At 41.8% G+C, this 23,509-nt stretch carries 17 protein-coding genes; 2 read left to right on the forward strand and 15 right to left on the reverse strand.

The window, feature by feature from the left end:
• Positions 1 to 2: 2 nt before the first annotated feature.
• On the reverse strand, positions 3 to 1,736 hold the full coding sequence (locus ACFSJE_RS10990) for an Ig-like domain-containing protein (protein WP_379831022.1): 1,734 nt from the start codon (positions 1,734 to 1,736) through the stop codon (positions 3 to 5).
• 327 nt (positions 1,737 to 2,063) lie between these two features.
• The gene (locus ACFSJE_RS10995) at positions 2,064 to 3,602 is read right to left on the reverse strand and encodes an Ig-like domain-containing protein (protein ID WP_379831023.1); all 1,539 of its coding nucleotides are present in this window, start codon (positions 3,600 to 3,602) and stop codon (positions 2,064 to 2,066) included.
• Between the two features lie 236 nt (positions 3,603 to 3,838).
• Between ACFSJE_RS10995 and ACFSJE_RS11000 the strand changes: the two genes are divergently transcribed.
• Positions 3,839 to 4,771, forward strand: a complete 933-nt coding sequence (locus ACFSJE_RS11000) for a DUF3078 domain-containing protein (RefSeq protein ID WP_379831024.1) — start codon at positions 3,839 to 3,841, stop codon at positions 4,769 to 4,771.
• 264 nt (positions 4,772 to 5,035) lie between these two features.
• Here ACFSJE_RS11000 and hflX read toward each other — a convergent pair whose 3' ends face one another.
• Positions 5,036 to 6,247 carry a GTPase HflX gene (hflX, locus tag ACFSJE_RS11005; RefSeq protein WP_379831025.1) on the reverse strand — a complete coding sequence of 404 codons (1,212 nt, stop codon included), beginning with the start codon at positions 6,245 to 6,247 and terminating at the stop codon, positions 5,036 to 5,038.
• 324 nt (positions 6,248 to 6,571) lie between these two features.
• Between hflX and ACFSJE_RS11010 the strand changes: the two genes are divergently transcribed.
• Positions 6,572 to 8,767 (forward strand): S8 family serine peptidase, encoded by a 2,196-nt coding sequence (locus ACFSJE_RS11010; RefSeq protein ID WP_379831026.1) that lies wholly within the window; start codon positions 6,572 to 6,574, stop codon positions 8,765 to 8,767.
• A gap of 175 nt (positions 8,768 to 8,942) precedes the next feature.
• On the opposite strand, the gene ACFSJE_RS11015 is transcribed toward ACFSJE_RS11010, so the two are convergent.
• From ACFSJE_RS11015 to hemE, 12 genes are all read right to left on the reverse strand, one after another.
• The gene (locus ACFSJE_RS11015; RefSeq protein ID WP_379831027.1) at positions 8,943 to 9,656 is read right to left on the reverse strand and encodes a 3'-5' exonuclease; all 714 of its coding nucleotides are present in this window, start codon (positions 9,654 to 9,656) and stop codon (positions 8,943 to 8,945) included.
• 9 nt (positions 9,657 to 9,665) lie between these two features.
• Complete coding sequence (locus ACFSJE_RS11020; protein ID WP_379831028.1) at positions 9,666 to 10,136, reverse strand: methylated-DNA--[protein]-cysteine S-methyltransferase; 471 nt, start codon at positions 10,134 to 10,136, stop codon at positions 9,666 to 9,668.
• Complete coding sequence (locus tag ACFSJE_RS11025; RefSeq protein ID WP_379831029.1) at positions 10,136 to 11,257, reverse strand: CNNM domain-containing protein; 1,122 nt, start codon at positions 11,255 to 11,257, stop codon at positions 10,136 to 10,138. Before ACFSJE_RS11025 ends, ACFSJE_RS11020 begins: the two co-directional genes overlap by 1 nt.
• Before the next feature lie 36 nt (positions 11,258 to 11,293).
• Positions 11,294 to 12,598: a serine hydrolase domain-containing protein gene (locus ACFSJE_RS11030; protein WP_379831030.1), complete on the reverse strand. Its 1,305-nt coding sequence runs from the start codon at positions 12,596 to 12,598 to the stop codon at positions 11,294 to 11,296.
• Between the two features lie 74 nt (positions 12,599 to 12,672).
• Complete coding sequence (locus ACFSJE_RS11035; RefSeq protein ID WP_379831031.1) at positions 12,673 to 13,368, reverse strand: hypothetical protein; 696 nt, start codon at positions 13,366 to 13,368, stop codon at positions 12,673 to 12,675.
• Positions 13,365 to 18,605 carry a BspA family leucine-rich repeat surface protein gene (locus ACFSJE_RS11040; protein WP_379831032.1) on the reverse strand — a complete coding sequence of 1,747 codons (5,241 nt, stop codon included), beginning with the start codon at positions 18,603 to 18,605 and terminating at the stop codon, positions 13,365 to 13,367. Before ACFSJE_RS11040 ends, ACFSJE_RS11035 begins: the two co-directional genes overlap by 4 nt.
• 222 nt (positions 18,606 to 18,827) lie before the next feature.
• Positions 18,828 to 19,814, reverse strand: a complete 987-nt coding sequence (gene hemB / locus ACFSJE_RS11045) for a porphobilinogen synthase (protein WP_379831033.1) — start codon at positions 19,812 to 19,814, stop codon at positions 18,828 to 18,830.
• A gap of 31 nt (positions 19,815 to 19,845) precedes the next feature.
• Positions 19,846 to 20,211 carry a four helix bundle protein gene (locus ACFSJE_RS11050; protein WP_379831034.1) on the reverse strand — a complete coding sequence of 122 codons (366 nt, stop codon included), beginning with the start codon at positions 20,209 to 20,211 and terminating at the stop codon, positions 19,846 to 19,848.
• Between the two features lie 37 nt (positions 20,212 to 20,248).
• Complete coding sequence (locus ACFSJE_RS11055) at positions 20,249 to 21,037, reverse strand: PhzF family phenazine biosynthesis protein (RefSeq protein WP_379831035.1); 789 nt, start codon at positions 21,035 to 21,037, stop codon at positions 20,249 to 20,251.
• A gap of 28 nt (positions 21,038 to 21,065) precedes the next feature.
• Positions 21,066 to 21,968: an oxygen-dependent coproporphyrinogen oxidase gene (gene hemF / locus ACFSJE_RS11060; RefSeq protein WP_379831036.1), complete on the reverse strand. Its 903-nt coding sequence runs from the start codon at positions 21,966 to 21,968 to the stop codon at positions 21,066 to 21,068.
• Entirely contained in the window at positions 21,968 to 22,459 is a 492-nt protein-coding gene (locus tag ACFSJE_RS11065) for a DUF6973 domain-containing protein (RefSeq protein WP_379831037.1), read from the reverse strand. The genes hemF and ACFSJE_RS11065 overlap by 1 nt, the downstream gene beginning before the upstream one ends.
• Complete coding sequence (gene hemE, locus ACFSJE_RS11070) at positions 22,456 to 23,481, reverse strand: uroporphyrinogen decarboxylase (RefSeq protein ID WP_379831038.1); 1,026 nt, start codon at positions 23,479 to 23,481, stop codon at positions 22,456 to 22,458. The genes ACFSJE_RS11065 and hemE overlap by 4 nt, the downstream gene beginning before the upstream one ends.
• Positions 23,482 to 23,509 lie beyond the last annotated feature (28 nt).

The raw sequence follows: 23,509 nt of genomic DNA on the forward strand, positions 1-23,509 counted from the left end.
ACTTATTTTACAAATACGGAACTGGCATTTCCAGTCTCAGAAAGAACAGTAATCTCACCATTTACCCAAAGGACAGCTTTATCTTCGCTATCTTGCACAATTAACGAACCGGCTATATATACATTGCCATTTTCATCTACATTAATAAAAGCACCTGGATCAAATTCGTCATTGGAAAAGTCCTGTGCCACATTGTTTACCCAAAGGGTAGGGACAAAATTCAACTCGCCGAGCACATAGGCAATGCCATCACTATTCACAACAACAGACTTTATATCAACAAAACCGCCATCAGAAGGGAGGTCCTGTGCTACACCATTTACCCAAAGGGTAGGAATATCATTTTCTTGACCGGCAACGTATATTTCTCCATTGCCGTCCACAAAAACAGAATTTGCTTGCGCATGGTTTGCGCCATCAGTAAGGCGTTCTGCTACACCGTTTACCCAAAGGGTGGCCACATTTATATTGTTGATTCGTTCATAACCGGCCACATAGAAATTGCCATCAAAAGCTGTAACAGAATAAGCATTAGAGGTATCTGCCCCATCGGCAAGAGGCTGTGCTACACCGTTTACCCAAAGGGTGGCCACATTTATATTGTTGATACGTTCATAACCGGCCACATAAACATTGGTGCCATCCACGAATACAGATAGAGCTCTACTACTATTTTCAGACAATACTTGTTTTACTTCATTTTCCCATAGTACTGCAGAGCCATCTTCGTATCCTACTACATAAACCTCGCCATTGTCTGTTACAAATACGTCCTTAGCAAAGGATTCTTGTCCTTGGGTTGGGAGGATAGTCTCTTCTCCATTTACCCATAAAGCAGCAACATAAAATCCATTAACAATTGTAGTACCAGCCACATAAACATCAGGGGCTTCAGTTACGGTCACGGTCACTGAGGCAGAAGCATTGTCCACGGTAGCGGTAATGGTGGCGGTTCCGGTGCCTACGGCGGTAACGTTTCCGTCTTGGTCCACGGTGGCCACGGTCTCATCGCTGGAGCTCCATACCGGGTCGCCCGTTTGTTCCACGTCCGCTTCCAAGGTGGCAATGGCCACTTGGGCAGACCCTCCTGAGGAGAGTTCCAGCGCATCATTGTCCAAGATCAGGGAGGTCACGGGGCCATCGGCTACGGTTACGGTGGCACTGGCCGAGATACCCGCCACGGTTGCAGTAATAGTTGTGGAGCCCACGGCCAAGGGGGTCACCAGTCCGTTCTGGTCCACGGTGGCCACACTGGTATCGCTACTGGTCCAGGCAATGGTGTTGGTGCCAATATTTGAGGTCACACTAAGGGATTCCGCATAATGTGCAAAGGGGTAAAGGGTAAGCGCACTGTTGTTGAGCACCACTTCCACGGCACTTCCGGTGGTCACGGTAAAAGAACCGCTTGTTGTATTGGTCTTTCCGCCCACAGTCACACTTATCTTACCGGTGGTTGCCCCTTCGGGAACTGTGATAAAGATTTCAGTGGCCGATGCACTGGTGACCGTTGCGGTGGTATTTCCAATTTTTACGGTATTGTCGGCTGCTTTGGCGCCAAAGTTCTGGCCTGTGATAAAGACATTGGTGCCCACGGGCCCACTGGTGGGGCTAAAGCTTGTGATTTTGGGATCCCCTTCTTTTGGCGTAGGGTCATTTGGGCCGTCGTCCTTGGAACAGGAGATGACACCTATGACCAAGGCGGCCAAAAGCGATGTGAGAAAGGCAATTTTTTTCATAATAATGATTTTAATAGGTTAAAGGCTCCCAAGGAAAGGGAATAAACGGAAACGGAAGGGGTACAATTTATGGATGCCCTGTTTGGGTTGATGGATAAGGGTTCAGTAGTCAGGTTTCAGAGGTCAGATTTCAGAAGTCAGACATCAGAAATCAGAATTGAGTGAACACGAACAACAAGCAACCGAAAACCAATAACGAAAAATGGGTGAAGGGTCTTGGGTGAAGGGTAATGGTAAAAGAGGATTTATTCGCTAAGTAACCATGCGGGAATAATAGAAAAAACCCGACCAATTTGGCCGGGCTTCATTTAAGATTTAGAAATTTCCCTATTTCACAAAGACGGATTCGCCCTGACCTTCAAATCCAAGGTCGGTGGATTCGCCATTGACCCATAATCTGGCGATACCAGTGTTGAAATTTGGGGCCTCATACCCTGCTAAATAAATGTCGGTACCATAGATAAAAACAGAACGCACCGATCCAGAATCAGCCACAGGGGAAGGCGAACCATTGATCCATACTGTGGGCAGATAATCTAAAGATTGTGAAACCGTTTGCGTACCTCCTACATAAATATCACTTCCATTTACAACCACGGAATTTGCCGCACCCAAGTTAATATTGGTAAGGGCAGTAGATTGGTTATTGTTTTGCCAAAGCATGGCCTTGGAGCCTCCAATGTATTGATAACCTGAAATATAGTAACTGCCATTATCTACGTAGATGGAAAAGGCCTCAGCTTGCGAGGAGCCATCGGTAAGGTCTACATCCACATTATCATTTACCCAAAGCTTTGCTTTGGAAAAATTTTCGTTCTCAACCCGTTGTCTACCTACAAGATAGACATCATTTCCGTCTAAAAATACATCAAAGGCATTTGCAGAAGTGAGTCCGTCTGATATGGTATTGCCCACTTGGTTACGCCATAACATAGCATTAAATACGCCATTGTTCGCTTCGTTTCCCGCAACAAAGGTTGTTCCAGTATCATCAACGAATATGGCATTGGCCTCGGCACCACCACCATTTCCATTGGAAAGCACAATGGGGTCTTCGTCATTTTTCCACAACAAGGCCGTTTTTACACCATTTATAAACTCATATCCGGCCACATAGACGTTGTTGTCCTTGTCCACGAATACAGAATTTGCTTTTGAATTTCCGGAAGCCAAAGTGGCAAGATTTCCGTTTTTCCATAAAACGGCATTGCTGATGTTTCCTATAGTTTCAAAACCAGCTATGTAAACATTGGGATTGACAGTGATTGTACTTGAAGCAGAGGCATTTCCAACCGTTGCGGTAATTTCTACGATGCCTGCATTCAATGTGTTTACGTTACCATTCTCATCAACTTTGGCAATCGCCTCGTTATTTGAGGTCCATTCAATGGTAAGCTCATCTGCGTTGGTTGTGGTTGCAGTAAGGGTAGCCATTTCACCTGTATAAAGTTCCAATGAGTCAAAATCCAACACAATAGTAGGGTCTGGTTTTTCCACATTGACCGTAATTTCTGCGGAACGTCCTACGATGCCATCATAAGCCCTGACTGTAAAGGTGTGTTTATCTGCTATATCAAAATTAAGGCTATTGCTTTGGATCAAACTTAGATTGCCTGAAGGTGAAATTTCGAAAAGACCACTGTCATCGGAAGTAATGCTAAAGGTGATTTTATCATTATCAACTTCATCTGTGGCGGTCACCTGACCAATGATATAAGTGTTGTCTATATCTTCCTTGACATTAAAACTTTGATTTTTGATGACGGGAGCGGTATTTACGTAAGTGGAATCTGGCTCATTGGGTTCGCAGGACCAAAAAAGTAGTGCAGCCCCTAGTACACCAAATACAATATTTCTAGTTTTCATTTCATTTTTTTTTGGATTAGAATGCCAAGATGATTCATAATTTGGAGAATAGGGGGTACGATCTTACCAATGCTAGTTATGAGTTTATGGATTAAGGGTTTAAATCAAATAAAGAAGGAATTCTCTCAAACCAACAAAGGGATAATCACGGTAATGTTTTCTTGGGAGCGAACTTTTTGGAGCTATAAAATGGTGACATTTCTTACTTTTGGGGTCTAAACACTAAACCTCATACTATGAAAAAGCTACTTTTTATCGCAGGGGTATTTTTTTCCCTTGTTTCACTACAAGCACAGACCGCTGAGGAAATTAAAGCGGAGATGGCGCCAAAAAAGGATTCCATCGCAGCCATTCAAGGTCGGGTCAATGCCTTACAAGCCCAATTGGATGCCCTTCCGGGTTGGAAAATCGGGGCCTTTGGTACCATTGGTGGAAGCCTATCGCAATTCAACAACTGGTTTGCTCAAGGAATTCCCAATAACTCCTCAGGAAACATTGGCTTTACCGTAAATGCCTATGCCAATTTGCAGGAAGAAAAATTCTTTTGGCGAAATGCGGGCAATCTTAATCTTGCTTGGGTAAAGTTGGATGACAAAGATGACCCCACAGATGATGATAGCTTTAGACAGGCGACGGATGTGTTCAATATTTCATCTTTGTATGGTAGAAAGCTGAGTGAAAAGTTTGCTATTTCTGCCTTGGCGGAGTATAGAACCACAATTTTGAGCAACTTCAACGATCCTGGATATCTGGATTTGGGTATCGGGGCAACCTGGACACCGATCACTGATTTGATTGTTGTGATACACCCCTTAAACTACAACTTTGTGTTCAGTAGTGAGGATACCATTTTTGAGTCTTCCATGGGGGCCAAGATTGTGGCCGATTATACCAAGAAACTAGGGGCCGTAAACTTTAAGACCAACCTTTCCCTATTTCAAAGTTATAAGAGCAGCAATTTGAGCAACTGGACTTGGACCAACTCATTCTCTTACACCCTCTGGAAAATGATTGGGGTGGGATTTGACTTTGGTTTACGAAACAACAAGCAGGAAACTTTGAACTATATCGTAAACAATGCGCCCACACCGGATCCAACCGCTACATTTGACACCATTGACAACGAATTGCAAACGTATTGGACTTTAGGATTGAGCTATAAGTTTTAATGGAGTGACCAACTACAAAAAAAGCCCTCAACTAGGAGGGCTTTTTTGTGGGGTTTAAAAGATTTTTCAATGTTTTTAAGACCATGGCCAAAGTAGGTTAAGATCACAAAGATCAGAGTTGGACACTAAAGGCTTAAAAACAAGTTGAAAGTAGTTTTTATGTGGTTACCCTTTAAATTTTTGTTGTGAACCCATTAAAAGTTGTGGTATCGGAGCCTTTAAAAGCGGTTTATCGAAGAAGTACGCATTTTGCCCACCTAACTTTTAATACTGATCTAAATGCTCTGGGTACAAAAAGTTATTATAAGGGAAGCGTGTAACATGAATATCTCGTACTTCGTCATAGACTCGCTTTCTAAATTCATCCAAGTTTTCCTTGTTCAATGCTGAGATAAAAATAGCTCGATCCCCAATTTTATTGAACCACGTGTTTTTCCATTCGTCAATGGTAAAATGGGCAGAGGTTCGTTCAGTGACCAAGTCGTCCTCGTCAATAGTTTCGGGCTGGTATTTGTCAATCTTATTGAACACCATGATGGTCTGTTTGTCCGAACTTTTGATTTCGTCCAGAATTTGATTCACAGAGGCAATGTGTTCTTCAAAGTTGGGGTGTGATATGTCTACCACGTGCAACAGCAAATCGGCTTCCCGAACCTCATCCAAGGTGCTTTTAAAACTTTCTACCAGTTGGGTAGGCAGTTTTCGGATGAACCCCACCGTATCACTTAATAAAAAAGGAAGGTTGCCAATGACCACTTTTCGTACTGTGGTGTCCAAAGTGGCAAAGAGTTTATTTTCGGCAAACACATCACTCTTGCTGATCACGTTCATCAAGGTGGACTTTCCTACGTTGGTATAGCCAATCAAGGCTACCCGCACCAATGCGCCGCGGTTGCCTCGTTGGGTCTCCATTTGGCGGTCAATTTTCACCAATTTCTTCTTCAGCAAGGCAATTCGGTCACGAACGATACGCCTATCCGTTTCAATTTCGGTTTCACCGGGACCCCGCATACCAATACCTCCACGTTGCCGCTCCAAGTGCGTCCAAAGTCCCGTCAATCTAGGCAACAGGTATTCGTATTGGGCCAATTCTACTTGGGTGCGGGCATAACTGGTTTGGGCACGCTGCGCAAAAATATCGAGGATGAGTCCAGTTCGGTCCAGTATTTTACAGCGAAGTATTTTTTCGATGTTGTTTTGTTGGGCAGGGGTAAGCTCATCATCAAAAATTACGGAACCAATTTCATGTTCTTTCACATAGCGTTCCACCTCTTCCATTTTTCCAGTACCGATATACGTCTTTGGATTAGGCACATCAACGCGTTGCACAAACCGTTTTTCAACCTCACCACCCGCGGTATAGGTCAAAAATTCCAGTTCATCCAAATACTCGGTCACTTTGGCCTCATCTTGGCTTTGGTTGATAACTCCCACAAGCACCGCCTTTTCATATTCTATCGCCTTCTTTTCTAGCATACAATCAAATAAAGTGCAAATCTAAGCAATGTTTTGAAAGCTGATTTTTAATGAGAGGTTTTTATGGCTTGTTCATTCTGAAAAGCAGGATTATTACCAATTTCATGCTAATTATGGTTTGGATTAAGCCCTTAGTTGTTATCGGTTGGGTCATCGAATTATTTAAAACAAAAATGAAAGAAAAATAGCACACAACAGAAAAGTTAATTTTCACAACAGGTTTAGGAAAAAGAATGTGCAGTTCATCGAAAAAACCTAGGTTTTTAACGATGATTTATTTGTTCAGAAATATATTCGTAGTCCAAATCTTACCTTAACTTAACTATGGACTACAGATTTCCTTTCGGGGCTAAGGCGACAATCTTCTCCATTTTTTTGGCAGTTTTTGGTATTTGCTCAGTGATTGGTCAATCCAAAAATGCGAAGGAACACATTAAGGCCACCTACAATCAAGGTAAAATGACCTCCATTATTTCAAATATGGAGGAAGAATATCAGGCCAAAAATCAAAAAATAGAACAACTTCTCAAAGCCAAGGGTTGGGATAGATCTGAAAAATCAACGAATGGTTCCCAAGTTGCGTTGAAAGATATCGGAACCGATGGCACCCCTCTTTTTTATACGACACTCAATGATCCTTCCACACAAACCGCCAGAGCGCATACTCTTTATGCTGATGGACTCTTGAATTTAGGTTTAACTGGTGCTGGAATGGAAGTTGGTATTTGGGATGCCGGTGTAGCACTCTCTTCTCATCAAGAATTTGATACCCGCGCCAAAAATGCAGATAACTCAGATGAAATTAGCCTGCATGCCACTTTGGTAACGGGTAACTTGATATCTTCAGGAGTTCAGGCCAGTGCCAAAGGTGTGGCGTATGGTGCACAGGCATTGACCCACGACTGGACCCGCGATAAAATTGAAGTAGCCGAAGCTGCTGCCGATGGGCTTTTGTTGAGCAATCATTCCTATGGAATATTGTCGGATAGAGTGCCAGATTGGTATTTCGGAGCTTACATTAAGGTTGCCCAGGATTGGGACCGAATCATGTACAACGCACCCTATTATTTGATGGTGACCGCTGCCGGGAACAATCAGAAATCATTTGATAACGCGTCCCCTAATTTTGGCAAAACTGCCGATGGTTTTGATTTGCTATTGGGATTCACTACCACGAAAAATGGACTTACCATAGCAGGTGCCAATACGGAAATTGGAAGTAAAGGAGAGTTAAAATCCGCCACTGTTGCCGGTTACAGCAGTTTTGGACCTATGGATGATGGGCGCATTAAGCCAGATTTGGCTGGGGATGGCTCCAACATTCTTTCTACGAGTTCCGAAACCAATACCAGTTATCAGATTTCATCAGGGACTTCCATGGCGGCACCAGGGGTTACGGGCTCACTGTTGTTATTGCAGCAATATCACGAAGAGCTTTTCGGTTCTTATATGAAAGCGGCTACGCTTAAGGGACTTGCCCTGCATACCGCGGATGATGTGGATGCCCAAGGGCCCGATTACAAAATGGGTTGGGGGGTTATGAATGCCAAAGCTGCTGCTGAAGTGCTTCAGAATAAAGAATACACCACTATCATTAATGAAGAAACCCTACTGCAAGGAGACACCTATTCATTTACAGTGGTGGCCAATGGTTCAGAATCGCTAGTGGCTTCACTTTCGTGGACAGACCCCGAAGGGGCATACATCAATAGTGGAGAAATGAACAGCACAACTCCTGCTTTGATGAACGATTTGGATATTAGAATCACCAAGGCTGGTGGTATCTATTACCCTTGGAGATTAAATCCGGCGAGGGCAAACGATGCCGCAACTCGAGGAGACAATGCTGTTGACCCTTATGAACGAGTGGAAATTGAAAATGCGAGTGGGGTGTATACGGTTACCATTTCGCACAAAGGAAGTTTAACGAATGGTTTTCAAGATTTTTCCTTGATTGTTTCCGGAGCCCAGGTTTCCCAATGTTCCATTGAAACCCCTTCAGATTTGACACTGTTGGGTTCTACAAGTGAAAGTTCTACCCTAAGCTGGTCAGAAGCCGAAGAAACTCTTTTTGAAATTCAATACAAAGCCATAGATTCAGATGCCTGGAACAGTGAAATGGTGTGGGAAAACAGTTTTGAACTTACCAATTTGGAGGTAGGAAAAGTGTATGAAGCCCAAGTCCGTTCCATCTGCACCGAGAATGCGGTATCTGAGTTTTCGGATGTATTTCAGTTTGAATTCAATGGCGAGGAAACTGAGGCTATGGTATACGAACCTCTTACATATGCACAGGAGTTTCAGGTGACCGTTTATCCCAATCCTGCGGTGAACTATTTATCCATTCAGGCACAATTATCCCCAGATGCGCAGTACTCGATTGTTACCACTTCAGGTAATATCATCAAAAAAGGCAAGGTTGAGGACGCCATCAATGTTTCTTCTCTTGCAACGGGCTTGTATGTGTTATTGGTACAAGATCATGCCGGGGCCAGAAGCACGAAGTTTTATAAGAACTGATGCAAGTTCAAGTTTCAAGTTCAAGCTCAAAAGTCAATCTTTAAGCTGATATTGAATAACAGATTTTTTGGATGCAAATACCTAATGTGAGCTTGGAAAGGATTTCTCGACTGCGCTCAAAATGACAATATCGCATTCGAGAAAATTGGTAAAATTTGTGTCAGACCAATTGCTTTTAAACCTTTTTTATTTCATCTTCCGATAGAAGTTCTTCGTTACGCATACGCAGAAAAACTTGAGCCGTGGTCACCACATCCAATTCGCAATACGAAATGATTCGGTCTACATCGTTTTCCTGATAAAACACATCCTTGACCATACTACCATCCATGTCTTCCTTGGGTGATGGGATTCCGAGCACATGAGCTAGAAGTTTTAAAGATGTATAGTGTTTGTAATCCCCGAACTTCCAGAGTTCCATAGTGTCCAGATGGGGCACTTCCCATGGTTTTTTGCCAAATAGGTCCAATTTGTAGGGTAGGTTGATGCCATTGATGACCATCCTTCGGGCAATGTACGGAAAGTCGAATTCCTTACCGTTATGCGCGCAGAGCAGATGTTTGGTCTGACTAAAATGGTCTTTCAGCAATTGTTTGAATTGATTCAGAATTTTGGGTTCTTCGCCATGGAAAGAAGTGACCCGAAAACTTCGGACATCCCCTTTATGGGTAAAATAGCCCACGGAAATACAGACGATTTTTCCGAATTCGGCCCAAATGCCAGCTCTTTCGTAGAATTCCTCTGCGGTGAATTCTTCCTTGCGTTGATACTGTGATTTCTGTTCCCAAAGCGATTGGGAAACTTCATCCAAATCGGTGAAACTCGGTTTTTGGGGTACGGTTTCGATATCCAAAAAGAGGATATGTTCTAGGTTAAGTTTGTAAAGCATGGTAAACTATTAAAAGAGCGTCGTCTGCTTGGCAGGACTCTCATGTTCCAACAACCATTTTTTTCTATGCAGTCCACCTGCATAGCCAGTGAGGTCTCCGTTGCTCCCAATAACACGATGGCAGGGAACAACAATCCAGAGCGGATTTTTACCATTGGCCGAGGCTACTGCACGTATGGCCTTTACGTCGCCCAGTTGTTTGGAAAGGTCTAAATAAGAAATGGTTTTTCCAAAAGGAATTTTTAGAAGTGCATCCCATACCCTAAGTTGAAAATCAGTTCCAGAGGGGTTGAGTTTAAGGTCGAATTGCTGCCGGGTACCTTCAAAATATTCCCGAAATTGATAGACGGCATCTTCCAAAACCTCAGGAATTATACCAATAGGTTTTATTTCATCCAAAACAGACACTGAGGCAAGTCCATTTTCATCACCTTGAAACTCTGCTGTACCGATAGGTGTTTGTAAATAAGCAATTTCCACTACTTTAGTTTACGCTTCCCTTCAATAATTCCCAACCGCTTTGCACGGGTCTCCCAGTTCTGTCTGGCCAACATTTGAAGGTCTTCAACGTTGTCACTTTCGTCCATTATCTCCAAGCCTAGCAAAGTTTCAATAACATCCTCCATGGTTACCAAGCCACTTACCGAACCATACTCATCAACCACCAAGGAAACCTGCTCTCTTTTCTCCACAAATTTTTCAAAAAGTTCTGGAATGGGGATGCTTCGGTTGGAAACAAGGATTTCTCTTTTTAAAGTGGAAAGCATTTCATCTCCTCGCTTGTTGATGATGGCTTCCATAAGTTCATCCTTTAAAAAGAACCCGGTGATGTTATCCATTCGGTCTTTGAATAATGGAATCCTCGAGAAACGCAAAGGCTGATTAGCCGTAAAGAAGTCGTGGATGGTTTTGTCTTCGGAGGCGATTTTCATGACGGTTCTGGGAGTCATGACATCCTTCGCCAAAATTTCATCAAATTTTAATAGGTTTTTGATGACTTTGGACTCAGATTCTTGAAAAACTCCTTCCTCATGGGCAATATCGGTCATCGCTGTAAAATCCTCTCGACTCAGCACACTGCCATGATGGCCTTTTTTGCCAATCAACTTGGTGAAAAGCTGCAGCATCCATAACAGCCCTGTCCATTTTAAGACGAACACCATTGCAGTAAGTGCTTTGGCGGTGAAGTTGGCCAATTGTTTCCAATAGGTGGCGCCGATGGTCTTGGGGATAATCTCAGAAGCGACCAAAATTAATATGGTCATAAGAGTGGAGACAATACCAACCATTAGATCTTCTGTCAACTGAAAACCCAAAATGGTTCTCTCGGTTGTGCCATATAGTTCAGCATAGGCCACTTTGGCCTGCACCCCTACCAAAATGGCTCCTACAGTATGCGCCACCGTATTAAGGGTAAGGATTGCGATCAACGGTTTATCCACATCCTTTTTTAAGGATTCCAAAATGGCACCGTAGTCTTTGCCCTCTTGTTTTTTAACATTGATAAAGGTTGGGGTAATACTCAACAATACGGCTTCCAAAATGGAGCACAAAAAAGAAAAGAAAATGGAAATAAGGGCGTAAAAAATCAGGAGTCCCATAGGCTATATCTTGAGTACCAAGATAACGAATAGGAATCAATTTTGATGCGGGATTGCCTGCGCTTTGTAAAAAACATCCATCAGAGCTGTTCTGATATTCAAATCATATAAATTACGATGATCTCTTGTGGGGTAAACTCTGTTGGAAAGAAAGATAAAAACGAGTTTTTTTTCGGGGTCCGCCCAAACAAAGGTTCCTGTAAATCCGGAATGGCCAAAACTTGCTTCACTTGCCAAAGGGGAGGGGTAGGCGTCTTCCAATGGAAGTTCTGCGTTGTTGAACAAAGGCTTGTCAAAACCCAAACCGCGACGGTTTTCATTTTCAGGATATTGAACTTTTGTAAACTCTTTGACCGTTTCTTCTGAAATCAGTTGTTCGCCATTGGCGGCGCCATAGTTTTCGTAGAATAGCATCATCTTGGCGAGGTCATCGGCGGTTCCGAACAAACCTGCGTTACCGGAAACTCCTCCCATTAAGGAGGCATTTTCATCATGTACCCAACCTTTGACCACCGTTTTTCTAAATAGCGTATCGTTTTCCGTAGGAACAATGGAATTTACCCAATGTTTTAGGCTTGGTAGATATCCCAGCGTATGACATCCCAAAGGCTCGTAAAACGTATCGTGCAGATAGGTTTGGTAATCGGTTTGCGTAAGTTGTTCTATCAGGGTAGGGAAAATTAGAAAAGACAAACCGGAATAGACATATTTTTTTTCATCGGATACTTTTGAGCGATTGATGATGCGATTCATTTTTCGTTCAAAGCGACGGTTGATATAGAGCTGATCATTGACCCGCTTTTCAAACCGTTTGTTGAAGGTACTTCGAACAAAGCGATTTTTAAGTTCACCATTCTTGATGACTTTCTGCAAAAAAACGATATACGGAATCAATCCAGCCTGATGACTCAAGATTTCACGTAGGGTAAGGTCCTTTTTATCTTTTCGGTTTCTCCAGGGCTTCCAGTAGGTGCTGAACGGAACATCCAACTTAATTTTATCCTCGTCCACCAATTTCATCAAAGCAGGTAAAGGTCCTAAGACTTTGGTGACCGATGCCAAATCGTAGAGGTCATTCAATGCAACGGGTTGAAGGCTATCATAGGTATGAAAACCGTACGCTTCATGAAAGATGACGGTGTCATTTTTCGCCACCAAAAGCTGCGCTCCCGGAAAGGCTTGTTCCTTAATACCCAATTGCATGATGGAATCCACTTTTTGAGAAATAAAAATGCTATCCAAGCCCAATTTAGAAGGGTAGGCATGGATGAGTTCGTTTTGGGCAACGCCAAAGAACGTGGTAAAGGCGGTAAAGAGCAATGAAATTATGATTCTAGACATTTGCCAGTGACTTATGTCCAAAGATCCAACAAAAATCTTGGTAAAAAAACTTCTAGTGATTTTGATTCGGACATTTAGTTCGGAGCTGTAACCGTAGTTTTTGAAATGGAAGCGCTTCCATGTGGGTCTTTGGAAATAACTTCAACATCGTAGATAGCTCCGGGTTCAAAGTCTAAAGGGTTTATGGAGGTATCACTAAAATCTGTTTCTTGGGTCAAAATCAATTCATCATTTTTTACGACAATATCATATGTCAACTCGTCTCCATCTTCATCACTGCCAACCCAAGAAATTGACATTTGGGTATTGAATGTGACTGTTATTTCAGCGGCATAGGGAGCAAAGTTGCCAACAGGAGTTCCAGGACTTGTAAAAGAATACGTGTCACCTTTGGTTTCGCCATCTTCATTTATGGAATTTAAAAACCAAGAATAGGTTTTTCCCCGATTCAGCTGTACTTCGGTTTCAAGGACATTTAAGGTACTTGAAAACACCTCGTTTGAACCTTCCAAAATGACAAGATTGTAATTTTCGGCATTTTGAGCTGCATTCCATTTAAAGTAAATCAGGACCTTGGAATCGTCATTGTCAACCTCGGTATAATCAGCACAAGGCTCGCCATTTTCTGGAACTACCCCAATGGTTTTTGCCGGAGGGGTTAAATTTTCTGGAGGAGATGGAGGTGGAGTTTCATCACCAGACGAACTGCAAGAGAGAAACAAGAAGACCATCCAGGCCGCAGTGATTATTTCGAATTTTACTCTTGTCATTTTTTGATGATTTTTAGGGTTCGCTGCTCTCTTTCCATATAAAGTTTCAGAATATATGGTCCGGATTTTATGGTGGATAAATCTACAGTATTTTCTTGCCCATCTAACTGTTTTTCATTGACCAATCGCCCAGTAAAATCAAAAATTTGAGCTTTATAGGTAGTGGAGTTTGAAAATATGTTAATGGTTGAAGAAGTGATTGTGGGGAAAACCTCAACGGAATCTCCGAAATAAAAACTATCTGAAATCATGCCTTGGCAATCGCTCTCACCAAAAATGGATATTGTTACCGGGCCGGTCGGAATATGGTCCAGCATAATTGTTTGTTGGCCTGAATCAGCAAAGGAAAAGTTCTTCTTCTCATCATTGACCAAAACCTGGTAATTAGTGCTGCCTGATACACTATAGGTAACCATAGCTGCTTTGGAATCGAGTAAAGCTCTTTTGCCAGTAAGCGATTCCAGTGAATTAATGGTGGCCACATAGCGTTGTTCGAATACAATTTCTGGAATGGAAACAGAAACGGAATAGGAGCCCTCAGGCAAATCATCAACCTTAAATGGGGTTCCTGAGGGAACATCCATAAATTGATTGGAATAACTGTCACTCTCTAGGGCAATATCAAGTAAATGTCCTTCGGTTTCCATAATTATTTCAATGGAGCCATCTTCATTGCCAATACAACTTGGCGTTGAAGCATACACTTTAATGGCTGTATTTGGAATCACTTCGCAGCCGTTGGCATTGACCACAGCCCCGGGTTGGGTATCAAGACAGGCATCTAGATGATCAAGAACACCGTCCTCATCGTTATCTTCGTTACAATAGGGGATTTTCCCCAAGTCTTCAATGGTCCAATTAAAGGTGTCTATTATAAACTGTCGAGCATCTGATGCGTCGCAAAACAGATTTAAACCACCATCAAAATAAACATCATTCTGTAAATTAAGACTAGCCCATCCTTGTAAGGTTTTGTCATAATTCTCAGTTGATAAAGAAGTTTCATCAAACATGCCGGGCATATTGGTAACGCTTGAGACATCCCAAGTTCCAAGGTTTTGATCAAAGCCAATGGCACCCGAGAACATGCTGCCCATGAAGGTAACATTGCTGACATCCCAATCACCAATATCTTGATTAAATACAGTGTTCTCACCAAACATTCCTCCCATATCAGTTACGTTGCTCACATTCCAATTGCCAATATCTTGGTTAAATGATGTGCCATAAAACATAACATTCATGTTGGTTACCTGACTTACATCCCAATCACCAATGTCTTGATTGAAACCACTGCCACCAAACATTGCATCCATTTTGGTAACCTTTGAAACATCCCAACCACTAATATCTTGGTTGAAATTATAGGTTTCAAAAAGCATTTGGGTCATGTCTGTTACATTACCAACACTCCAATTACCAATGTCTTGGTTAAATGATGTTGCCCCATGGAACATGGCCCTCATTGTTTCAACCTTAGAAGTATCCCAACCACCTATGTCTTGATTAAAAGAGCTGGCGTCTTGGAATACTGTATTCATTGAAGTGATATTTGAAGTATTCCAATCGCCAATATAACTGTTAAAAGATGTGGCTTCCAAGAACATTGCACCTACATTGGTAACAGAACTTAAATCCCAGTTGTTAAATGAAGAATTTCCAGTCATCTTTTGGCAATACCTGAACATTCCGACCAATGAATTCAAGGCCGAAAAATCCGGAATATCAGTTGCCTCTACTTCAAGATTACTACACCCAGAGAAAGCGAGACGCATGGATGACCATTGTGTACTTCCCCATTGATTAATTTCCAATAGTTTAGTGGCATCACTGTTCGATTCATTTCCCACATAACTATTAAAATAAATTGAGCTCAATGAGCCAGATAGAGAAACAACATATGAGCCTGGAGAGGTATACGTATGTGTAACCTCGCCATATTGGTCTGTTTCTACTGAACCATCTCCCCAATCAACCGTAAATGGGCCACTGCCTACAGGAATTGAAATTTGGTTGTCTCCCGATTTACCAGGATTGTCCGTTTTCCAAGTGGTAATAAATTGACATTCATTATTTTCACCGGCATCATTTATGGTCCACCCATACGTGTCAATGATAGATTGGCGTTCTTCCTTGCCGTTGCAGTAATAATTATTGGGAGCATCTAGTTGCACCCCATTCTGTAAAGAAGGTAATTGGCTCCATCCTATCAAAATGGAATTGTAATTTTTATTGGAAAACCCGGAACCTATGAACAGGTTATTCATTGCTCCCACATTCCCGATATTCCATTGGCTTAAATCTTGGTTAAAGGCCACCGCTCCTTCAAACATACCCGCCATGGAAGTTACATTTGAGGTATCCCAACTGCTCAAATCTTGATTGAAGGTAGTGTTGTACTTAAATAACCCTTCCATAGTAGTTACGTTGCTTACATCCCAATTGGTAATGTCAGAAGTGAATGAATTTGCTGCTGCGAACATCAGGCTTAATTCGACGGCATTGGACATATCCCAAATTCCAATGGGTTGATCAAAACTTGGTGCATTATTGAACATTGCCCCAAAATTTTCAATAGTTGAGACATCCCAACTTGAAATATCCTGATTAAAAGACGTAGCAGATTGAAACATTCCCGCAAGGTTGGTTACTTTTGGAAAACGCCATTCGCTAATGTCTTGGTTAAAGGAATTGGCAAAGCTAAACATGTAAAATATTCTCTCTGCATTACTAATATCCCAATTACCTATGGGTTGGTTAAATGACTCTGCTTGAAAGAAAAAATAATCCATGTAAACCATGTTAGAAACATCCCACCCACCAATGTTCTGATTGAACAAAGAGCAACCTAAAAACATAGACGATCCATCGATTATAGTTGAGACATCCCACAGTCCAAAACTTTCATTTCCCAACAAGCTTGAGCAGTTAAGAAACATCCCTTGCGTACTGTTCACATTTTCCAAATTTGGTATGTCAGTTGCAACAACATCCAATTCCCGACAACCTGAGAAGGCAGAACTAAAATTCCTCCATCTAATATCTCCCCATTGATTTACCTGTGTAATTTTAAGATTGGAGTCTTGATTTCCTTGGAAAAGAATTGCTGGAAATTCTCCGGAGATTGCCACTTGGTAGGTGCCGGCTGCAGCATACGTATGGGTAATATCTCCAGTAACATTCGTATCCGATGTGCCATCACCCCAATCCACCGTATAATCGTAGGTCTCTACCGAGTAGGTCGGAATTGTAATTTGATTGTCTCCCGATGTTCCAGGATTGTCTGTTTTCCAAGTGGTGATAAAATGGCATTCATTGTTTTCCCCGGCATCGTTTATAGTCCATCCATAGGTGTCAATGATAGATTGACGTTCTTCTTTGGCACTGCAGTAATAATTATTTGGAGCATCTAATCGGACCCCATTCTGTAAAGAAGGTAATTGGCTCCATGCGATCAATATGTTATTGTAATTTTTGTTTGAAAGCCCGGAACCTATGAACAGGTTATTCATTGCTTCTACATTTTCAACATTCCACTGGCTCAAATCTTGGTTAAAAGAGGAAGCGTTTTCAAACATGTTACGCATATACCTAATACTGGATACATCCCAATCGTCAATCGGAATATTAAAATTAGTGGCATCTCTAAACATATTTATTGTGGAATAACCATCTTCAAATACCCAATCTGAAATGGACTCGTTTCCCACTAGTGAGGAACAACCTAAAAACATTGCGTCTAAGAAGACTCCTCTTGAGAAATCAGGAATGTCCGTTGCTTTCACATCTAAGTTTTCACATCCTGAAAATGCATAAGACATGGATTTCCATCGATTGGTACCCCACTGATTTACGGAAATTATTTTTAAATCATCGGGATTTTTGGAAGGAAACTCGTGAGACAATTCGGAACCATTAAAATAAATCCTAGGAAACTTCCCGGTTATTGATACCACATATTCACCAGGAGTAGCATAAGTGTGTGTAATGTCGCCTGTCACTCCTTCGTCAAATGTACCATCACCCCAGTCCACACGATAATTATAAATATCCAATGGATTTGTAGGTATAGTAATCTGATTGTCATTGGATGGGCCGGGGTTGTCCGTCTTCCAAGTGGTAATGAATGCACGTTCGTCTTCACAATTGCTTCCATAATCGTTGATTGTCCAACCAAAATTGGTCATCAAAGAATTTCTCTCTGCCTCTGCTAAACAGTAAACAGCATCATTTGCACCCAATACAACACCAAATTGCAAGTTAGGAAGTTGCGCCCAAGCAGTTAAAATAGCATCATAGTTCTCTTTGGAAAGGTCAGATTCATCGAAAGCATTTGATAAATCAGTAACATTTGAAATGTTCCAAGAGCTGAGGTCTTGATCAAAATCTCCTTGACTGAACGCATGTCGCATACTAATGGCGTTTTCAACATTCCAATTTGTAATATCGTGATTAAAATAAGTGCTGTTGAATATCAAATCAAAGAACTGCACATTACCAACATCCCAACCAGAAATATCTTGATTGAACGAACTACTTCCAAAAAGGCCAGACATATTTGTAACATTACCAACATTCCAAGTGCTAATGTCACTATTAAAAGTGCTGCTGTAAAACATATAAGACATATCCTCCACTAAGCTCACATCCCAGGATGAAATATCTTGGTTAAAAGAGGATTTATCAAACATTGCCGACATATCGGTAATAGTGCTTACATCCCAGGAATTGAAATTTTCAATACCATTGAAATTTGCAAACTCTCTACTGAAGGTAGCATCAAAAGAGTAATAACAGTAGAAAAACATTCTTCTAAGACTAGTGACATTGGACAGATTGGGAGTGTCGGTCGCCGCAACAGCTAAATTGAAACACCCTGCAAATGCCGATTCCATGGAGGTCCATTGAATGTTGCCCCATTGTTTGATATTCAAGAGTTTATCCTTATCTCCGCTTTCATTGAAAAATATTCTTGGGAAAGTTCCGGTGATGGAAATTTGGTAAGTTCCAGATGAGGGGTAGGTGTGGGTAATATCGCCTATTACATTGCTGTCTGATGTGCCATCGCCCCAATCCACCGTATAATCGTATGTCTCGCCCGGAAAAGTGGGAATTGTAATTTGATTGTCATTTGATGTTCCGGAATTGTCCGTTTTCCAGGTAGTGATAAATTCGGACTGTGCTTGTGCAACAAAACCAACTAGGCATATAAGAAGGCCAACGTATTTTTTTAGCATGTTTGGTTGTTCAATGGGGTCTAAAATAACTCAAACTCCAGGTAAAGATAGCCAACCCTCAAAGAAAAGGGAATAATATCGATGAAGCGGTGAAAATTCAGTTTTAAGGGTTTTTCCTTCAAAAATTATTGAAAAACAAACCAAGTTATGAGTGACTTGATTTTATCAAACATAAAACCAAACAATTGTAATCCTGTGCTTAACCTGGAATAGCTAAAAGTCTTAGAGCAACTTCACGGCATCCTTAGCAAAATAACTGGCAATGATATCTGCACCTGCTCGTTTAATGGCGGTCAATTGTTCCAACATCACAGCATCATGGTCCAGCCAACCTTTTTCAGAGGCTGCTTTTACCATGGCATACTCACCTGAAACTTGGTAGACTGCAACGGGTACCTCGACCTCGTTTTTGATTTCCCGAACAATGTCCAAATAGCATAAACCGGGCTTTACCATTACAATATCGGCTCCTTCATCAATGTCCATTTGGGTTTCCTTGATAGCTTCATACCGATTGGCATAATCCATTTGATAGGTCTTTTTGTCTTTGGGCACATTGGCGATATCCACTGGGGCGGAATCCAACGCATCCCGGAACGGACCATAAAAAGCACTGGCATATTTCGCGGAGTAGGCCATAATTCCAGTGTTGATGAACCCTTCATCTTCCAATGCTTCGCGAATGGTAAGAATACGACCGTCCATCATATCGCTGGGTGCAACAAAATCGGCACCTGCTTGGGCATGTGATACACTCATTTCGGCCAAAACCTCGGCAGTTTCATCATTGAGGATTTGACCTTCGGCCACAATACCGTCGTGTCCATAAGATGAAAAAGGGTCAAGGGCTACATCGGTCATGACCAACATTTGTGGGCAAGCGTTTTTAACGGTTTTAATGGCGCGCTGCATCAAACCATTGGGGTTGATGGCCTCTGTTCCTTTATTGTCTTTGAGCTTGTCATCGACCTTAACAAAAAGCAGTACAGAACAGAGACCCATCTTCCAAAGTTCCTTGACTTCTTTTTCCAAATTGTCCAGGCTCAATCGAAAATAATTGGGCATGGAAGCAATCTCTTCTTTGATTCCCTTTCCTTCCACCACAAAAAGTGGCACAAGAAAGTCATCTGGTGTAACTAAGGTTTCGCGAACCAATCTGCGGATGGATTCGGATGCACGGAGTCTGCGATTTCGTATAAGTGGATACATAATTTGACCTTTAAGTTTAAAGCATTAAGCATTAAGCGTTAAGTGATGATTTAATAGTTTTTATTAGGGAAAAAAGCATCCTTTTGATCTCATCAATTTCTGAAATGATACTATCAGATATGTGAGGTTTCATAAATCCTAATTCTTTTGCAACCAATAAAAGATAATCGAGTTCGTGGGCAGAACCAGAAGCAATATAAAGAAATCGAACCAGTTCTTTTTCTGTTTCTCTTCCACAGCCTTCGGCAATATTAGTAGGAATGGATACAGAAGCTCTATTCATTTGAGATGTAAGGTTGTACATTTCTGATTTTGGAAAACTGCTGGTTACATCATAAATCTTAAGAACTAAATGATGTGATTTTTCCCAAACCTTATAATTTTTGTAGTTTACCATAGACTTAGAGCTTTTCACTTAATGCCTTAAGCTAAATTCAAATATCAATTTCACCAAATAGATAGGGGACTGCCTTTCCGGATATTTTAACGCGATTGCCCAAATATTCACAAACCAAATTTCCTTGTCGTTTTGACAACTGTTTGGCGGTCAATTTGGTCTTTCCGAGAACTTCGGACCAATATGGGGTCAAAGAAGTATGGGCCGAACCGGTAACCGGGTCCTCAGGGATGCCGCATTTTGGAGCAAAAAAACGGGAGACAAAATCTACATCGTCCCCAGGTGCGGTTATGATTACTCCTCTGCAATCCAACTGATTTAATAAGTGGAAGTTGGGCTGTATGGCTTCAATCTCTTGTTGCGAGTTGTAGACCATAACATAATCTGTTTTTCCCTTCAATGTTTTTATTGGAGTGAGGCCAATGGCATTGTCCAATTCTGCAATATTTCGGATAGCCACTATGGGGTCGGTTGGAAAATCTAAGGTCATCCATCCGTTGGCTCCTTTTTTAACATTGAGCTCACCGCTTCGTGGCGAATAAAACTGAATGGTATTTTCTGTTATTCCATAATAATTGAAGAGGACAAAGGCTGTTGCTAAAGTGGCATGACCACAGAGGTCAACCTCCGTTTCTGGAGTAAACCAGCGAAGTTCGTATGTATCACCTTTTTTAACCGCAAAAGCAGTTTCTGCCAGATTGTTTTCTTCCGCAATTTTTTGCATCAATCCGCGGTCCAACCATGAATCCATAATGCATACTGCAGCGGGATTTCCTCCGAACAAACGGTCCGTAAAGGCATCGATTTGATAGATTTTCTGTTTCATCGGTTTGCTGTGATAACAAAACTAAGGATTAAACCCAATTTTTGGGCTTCTGCAATACTTCAATGAGTTTTTCTTCTTCACTTCCTTTTTCAGGATGATGGTCATATCGCCATTGCACATGGGGTGGTAGACTCATCAAAATACTTTCAATCCTACCATTGGTTCGTAGGCCAAATAAGGTGCCTTTGTCATGAACCAGATTAAATTCTACATAGCGACCACGACGTATTTCCTGCCAATCCCGTTGCTCGTTGGTATAAGAAAGTCCCTTTCTTTTTTCAACGATGGGCACATAGGCTTCCAAAAAACTATCGCCCACTTCAGTCACAAAATTGTACCAATCCTGCATTTGCATGTTTTCGTTGGCTTTGCAATAGTCAAAGAAAAGTCCGCCAACACCTCTGGCTTCATTGCGATGGGCGTTCCAAAAGTAGTTATCGCATTTTTCCTTGTAGTTAGGGTAAAAATCGTGGTTATGGGCATCACAAGCCTTCTTACAGATCTTATGAAAATGGATTGCATCTTCTTCAAATAAATAATAGGGGGTGAGGTCCTGACCGCCGCCAAACCATTGGTCCACAATTTCCCCATCTTTGTTGTACATCTCAAAATAACGCCAATTGGCATGCACAGTAGGCACCATGGGATTTTTGGGATGAAGGACGAGACTAAGGCCACAAGCAAAGAAATCGGCATCTTTTACCCCGAAGTAATTCTGCATACTTTGTGGAAGTTCCCCAAATACTTTCGAGATATTGACCCCTCCTTTTTCAAAAACAGCACCATTTTCAATGACCCGGGTTCTGCCGCCGCCGCCTTCAGGGCGTTCCCAGAAGTCTTGCTGGAATTTGGCGGTTCCATCCACCGTTTCCAACTTTGAAGTGATGGTATCTTGAAGTTGCTCAATGTATGCGTAAAATTTATCCTTCATCATACTGCTGTTATGTGTACTAGTTGATTTTCAAGCTCCGCCAAATTTGAAGATGTATCAATTAGTTTGGAATCCTGTGCCATTTGTTTTAGAATCCCTATTACTTCAGTTTCGGTCTGTTCAAAATTATTTTGAAATACAAACCGTCCGACGGCATTGTTGTGTAAATCCATTTTTCGCGCCAAAGGCGTATTTGGAAAAGCGCTTTCATGCCAATCCGTAATCTTTTCGGTCCAATTCAATATCGCCTGGATATTCTCTTGCCATTTGTAGCATTTTTTCGCAATCAAATAGTTCCAAAACGCATGCCTGAAAGCATTGGCAGGTCCATTTTTATAATGCAACCGGCCATAGAGTTCGGTTGAAACCTTCATACATTCCCTAGTGGCCTTGAGGGTTGGTACAGCAAAATGGGGATAACGAAGGACAATAAATATAACTTTCAGTATATTTTTAAAGCTTACCCGTTTTAGTACCGATATTGGGTTCACTCCGAATATTCTTTTACCGCATCTATAAAGGCTTTTGCGTTCTCCACAGGAATGTTTGGCAATATGCCATGACCCAAGTTCACCACATATTTGTCCTTGCCAAATTCACGAATCATTTGAGTGACCATTTTCTTTATGGTCTCAGGAGGTGAAAGCAATCGAGCTGGGTCGAAATTACCCTGAAGAGTAACTTTGCCCTTGGTCAAATAGCGGGCATTCTGAGCAGAGCAGGTCCAATCCACGCCCACAGCCGAGGCTCCAGATTCTGCCATTTCACCTAATGCGAACCAACATCCCTTTCCAAAAACAATCACAGGCGCCAATTCTTTTAGGGCATCTACAATCTGTTGGATATAGGGCCAAGAAAATTCTTGATAATCTTTTGGCGAAAGCATTCCTCCCCAAGAATCAAAAATCTGAACAGCGTTTACACCGGCCTTCACCTTGGCCTTTAGATAGGCAATGGTGGTATCCGTAATTTTTTGAAGCAGCGCATGGGCAGCTTCGGGCTGGGTAAAGCAGAATCCGCGAGCTTTGTCAAAGCTTTTGCTTCCTTGTCCCTCAACACAATAGCATAGGATGGTCCAAGGTGAACCGGCAAATCCAATCAACGGGATCTCATCGTTCAGCTTTTCCTTGGTCATTTTGATGGCGTCCATCACATAACCTAGGGTATCTCCAATATTGGGAACAATTATGTTCTCCAAATCTTCTTTTGAACGGATTGGGTTGGGTAAATAAGGTCCAAAATTAGGTTTCATCTCCACTTCAATATCCATTGCCTGGGGAATCACCAAAATATCAGAAAAAAGGATGGCTGCATCCATACCATATCTTCTGATGGGCTGCACCGTAATTTCCGAAGCAAGTTCTGGAGTTTGACAACGGGTGAAGAAATCGTATTTTTTACGTAGTTCCATAAACTCGGGTAGATATCGTCCCGCTTGACGCATCATCCAAACTGGAGGACGGTCCACAGTTTCACCTTTCAACGCTCTTAGGAACAAATCGTTTTTGATCATATGTTTTCTATTTGTCATTCCTGCCTAC

Origin of the sequence: Flagellimonas iocasae, from assembly GCF_042682725.1 — a bacterium.
GTDB classification, from domain to species: domain Bacteria; phylum Bacteroidota; class Bacteroidia; order Flavobacteriales; family Flavobacteriaceae; genus Flagellimonas; species Flagellimonas iocasae.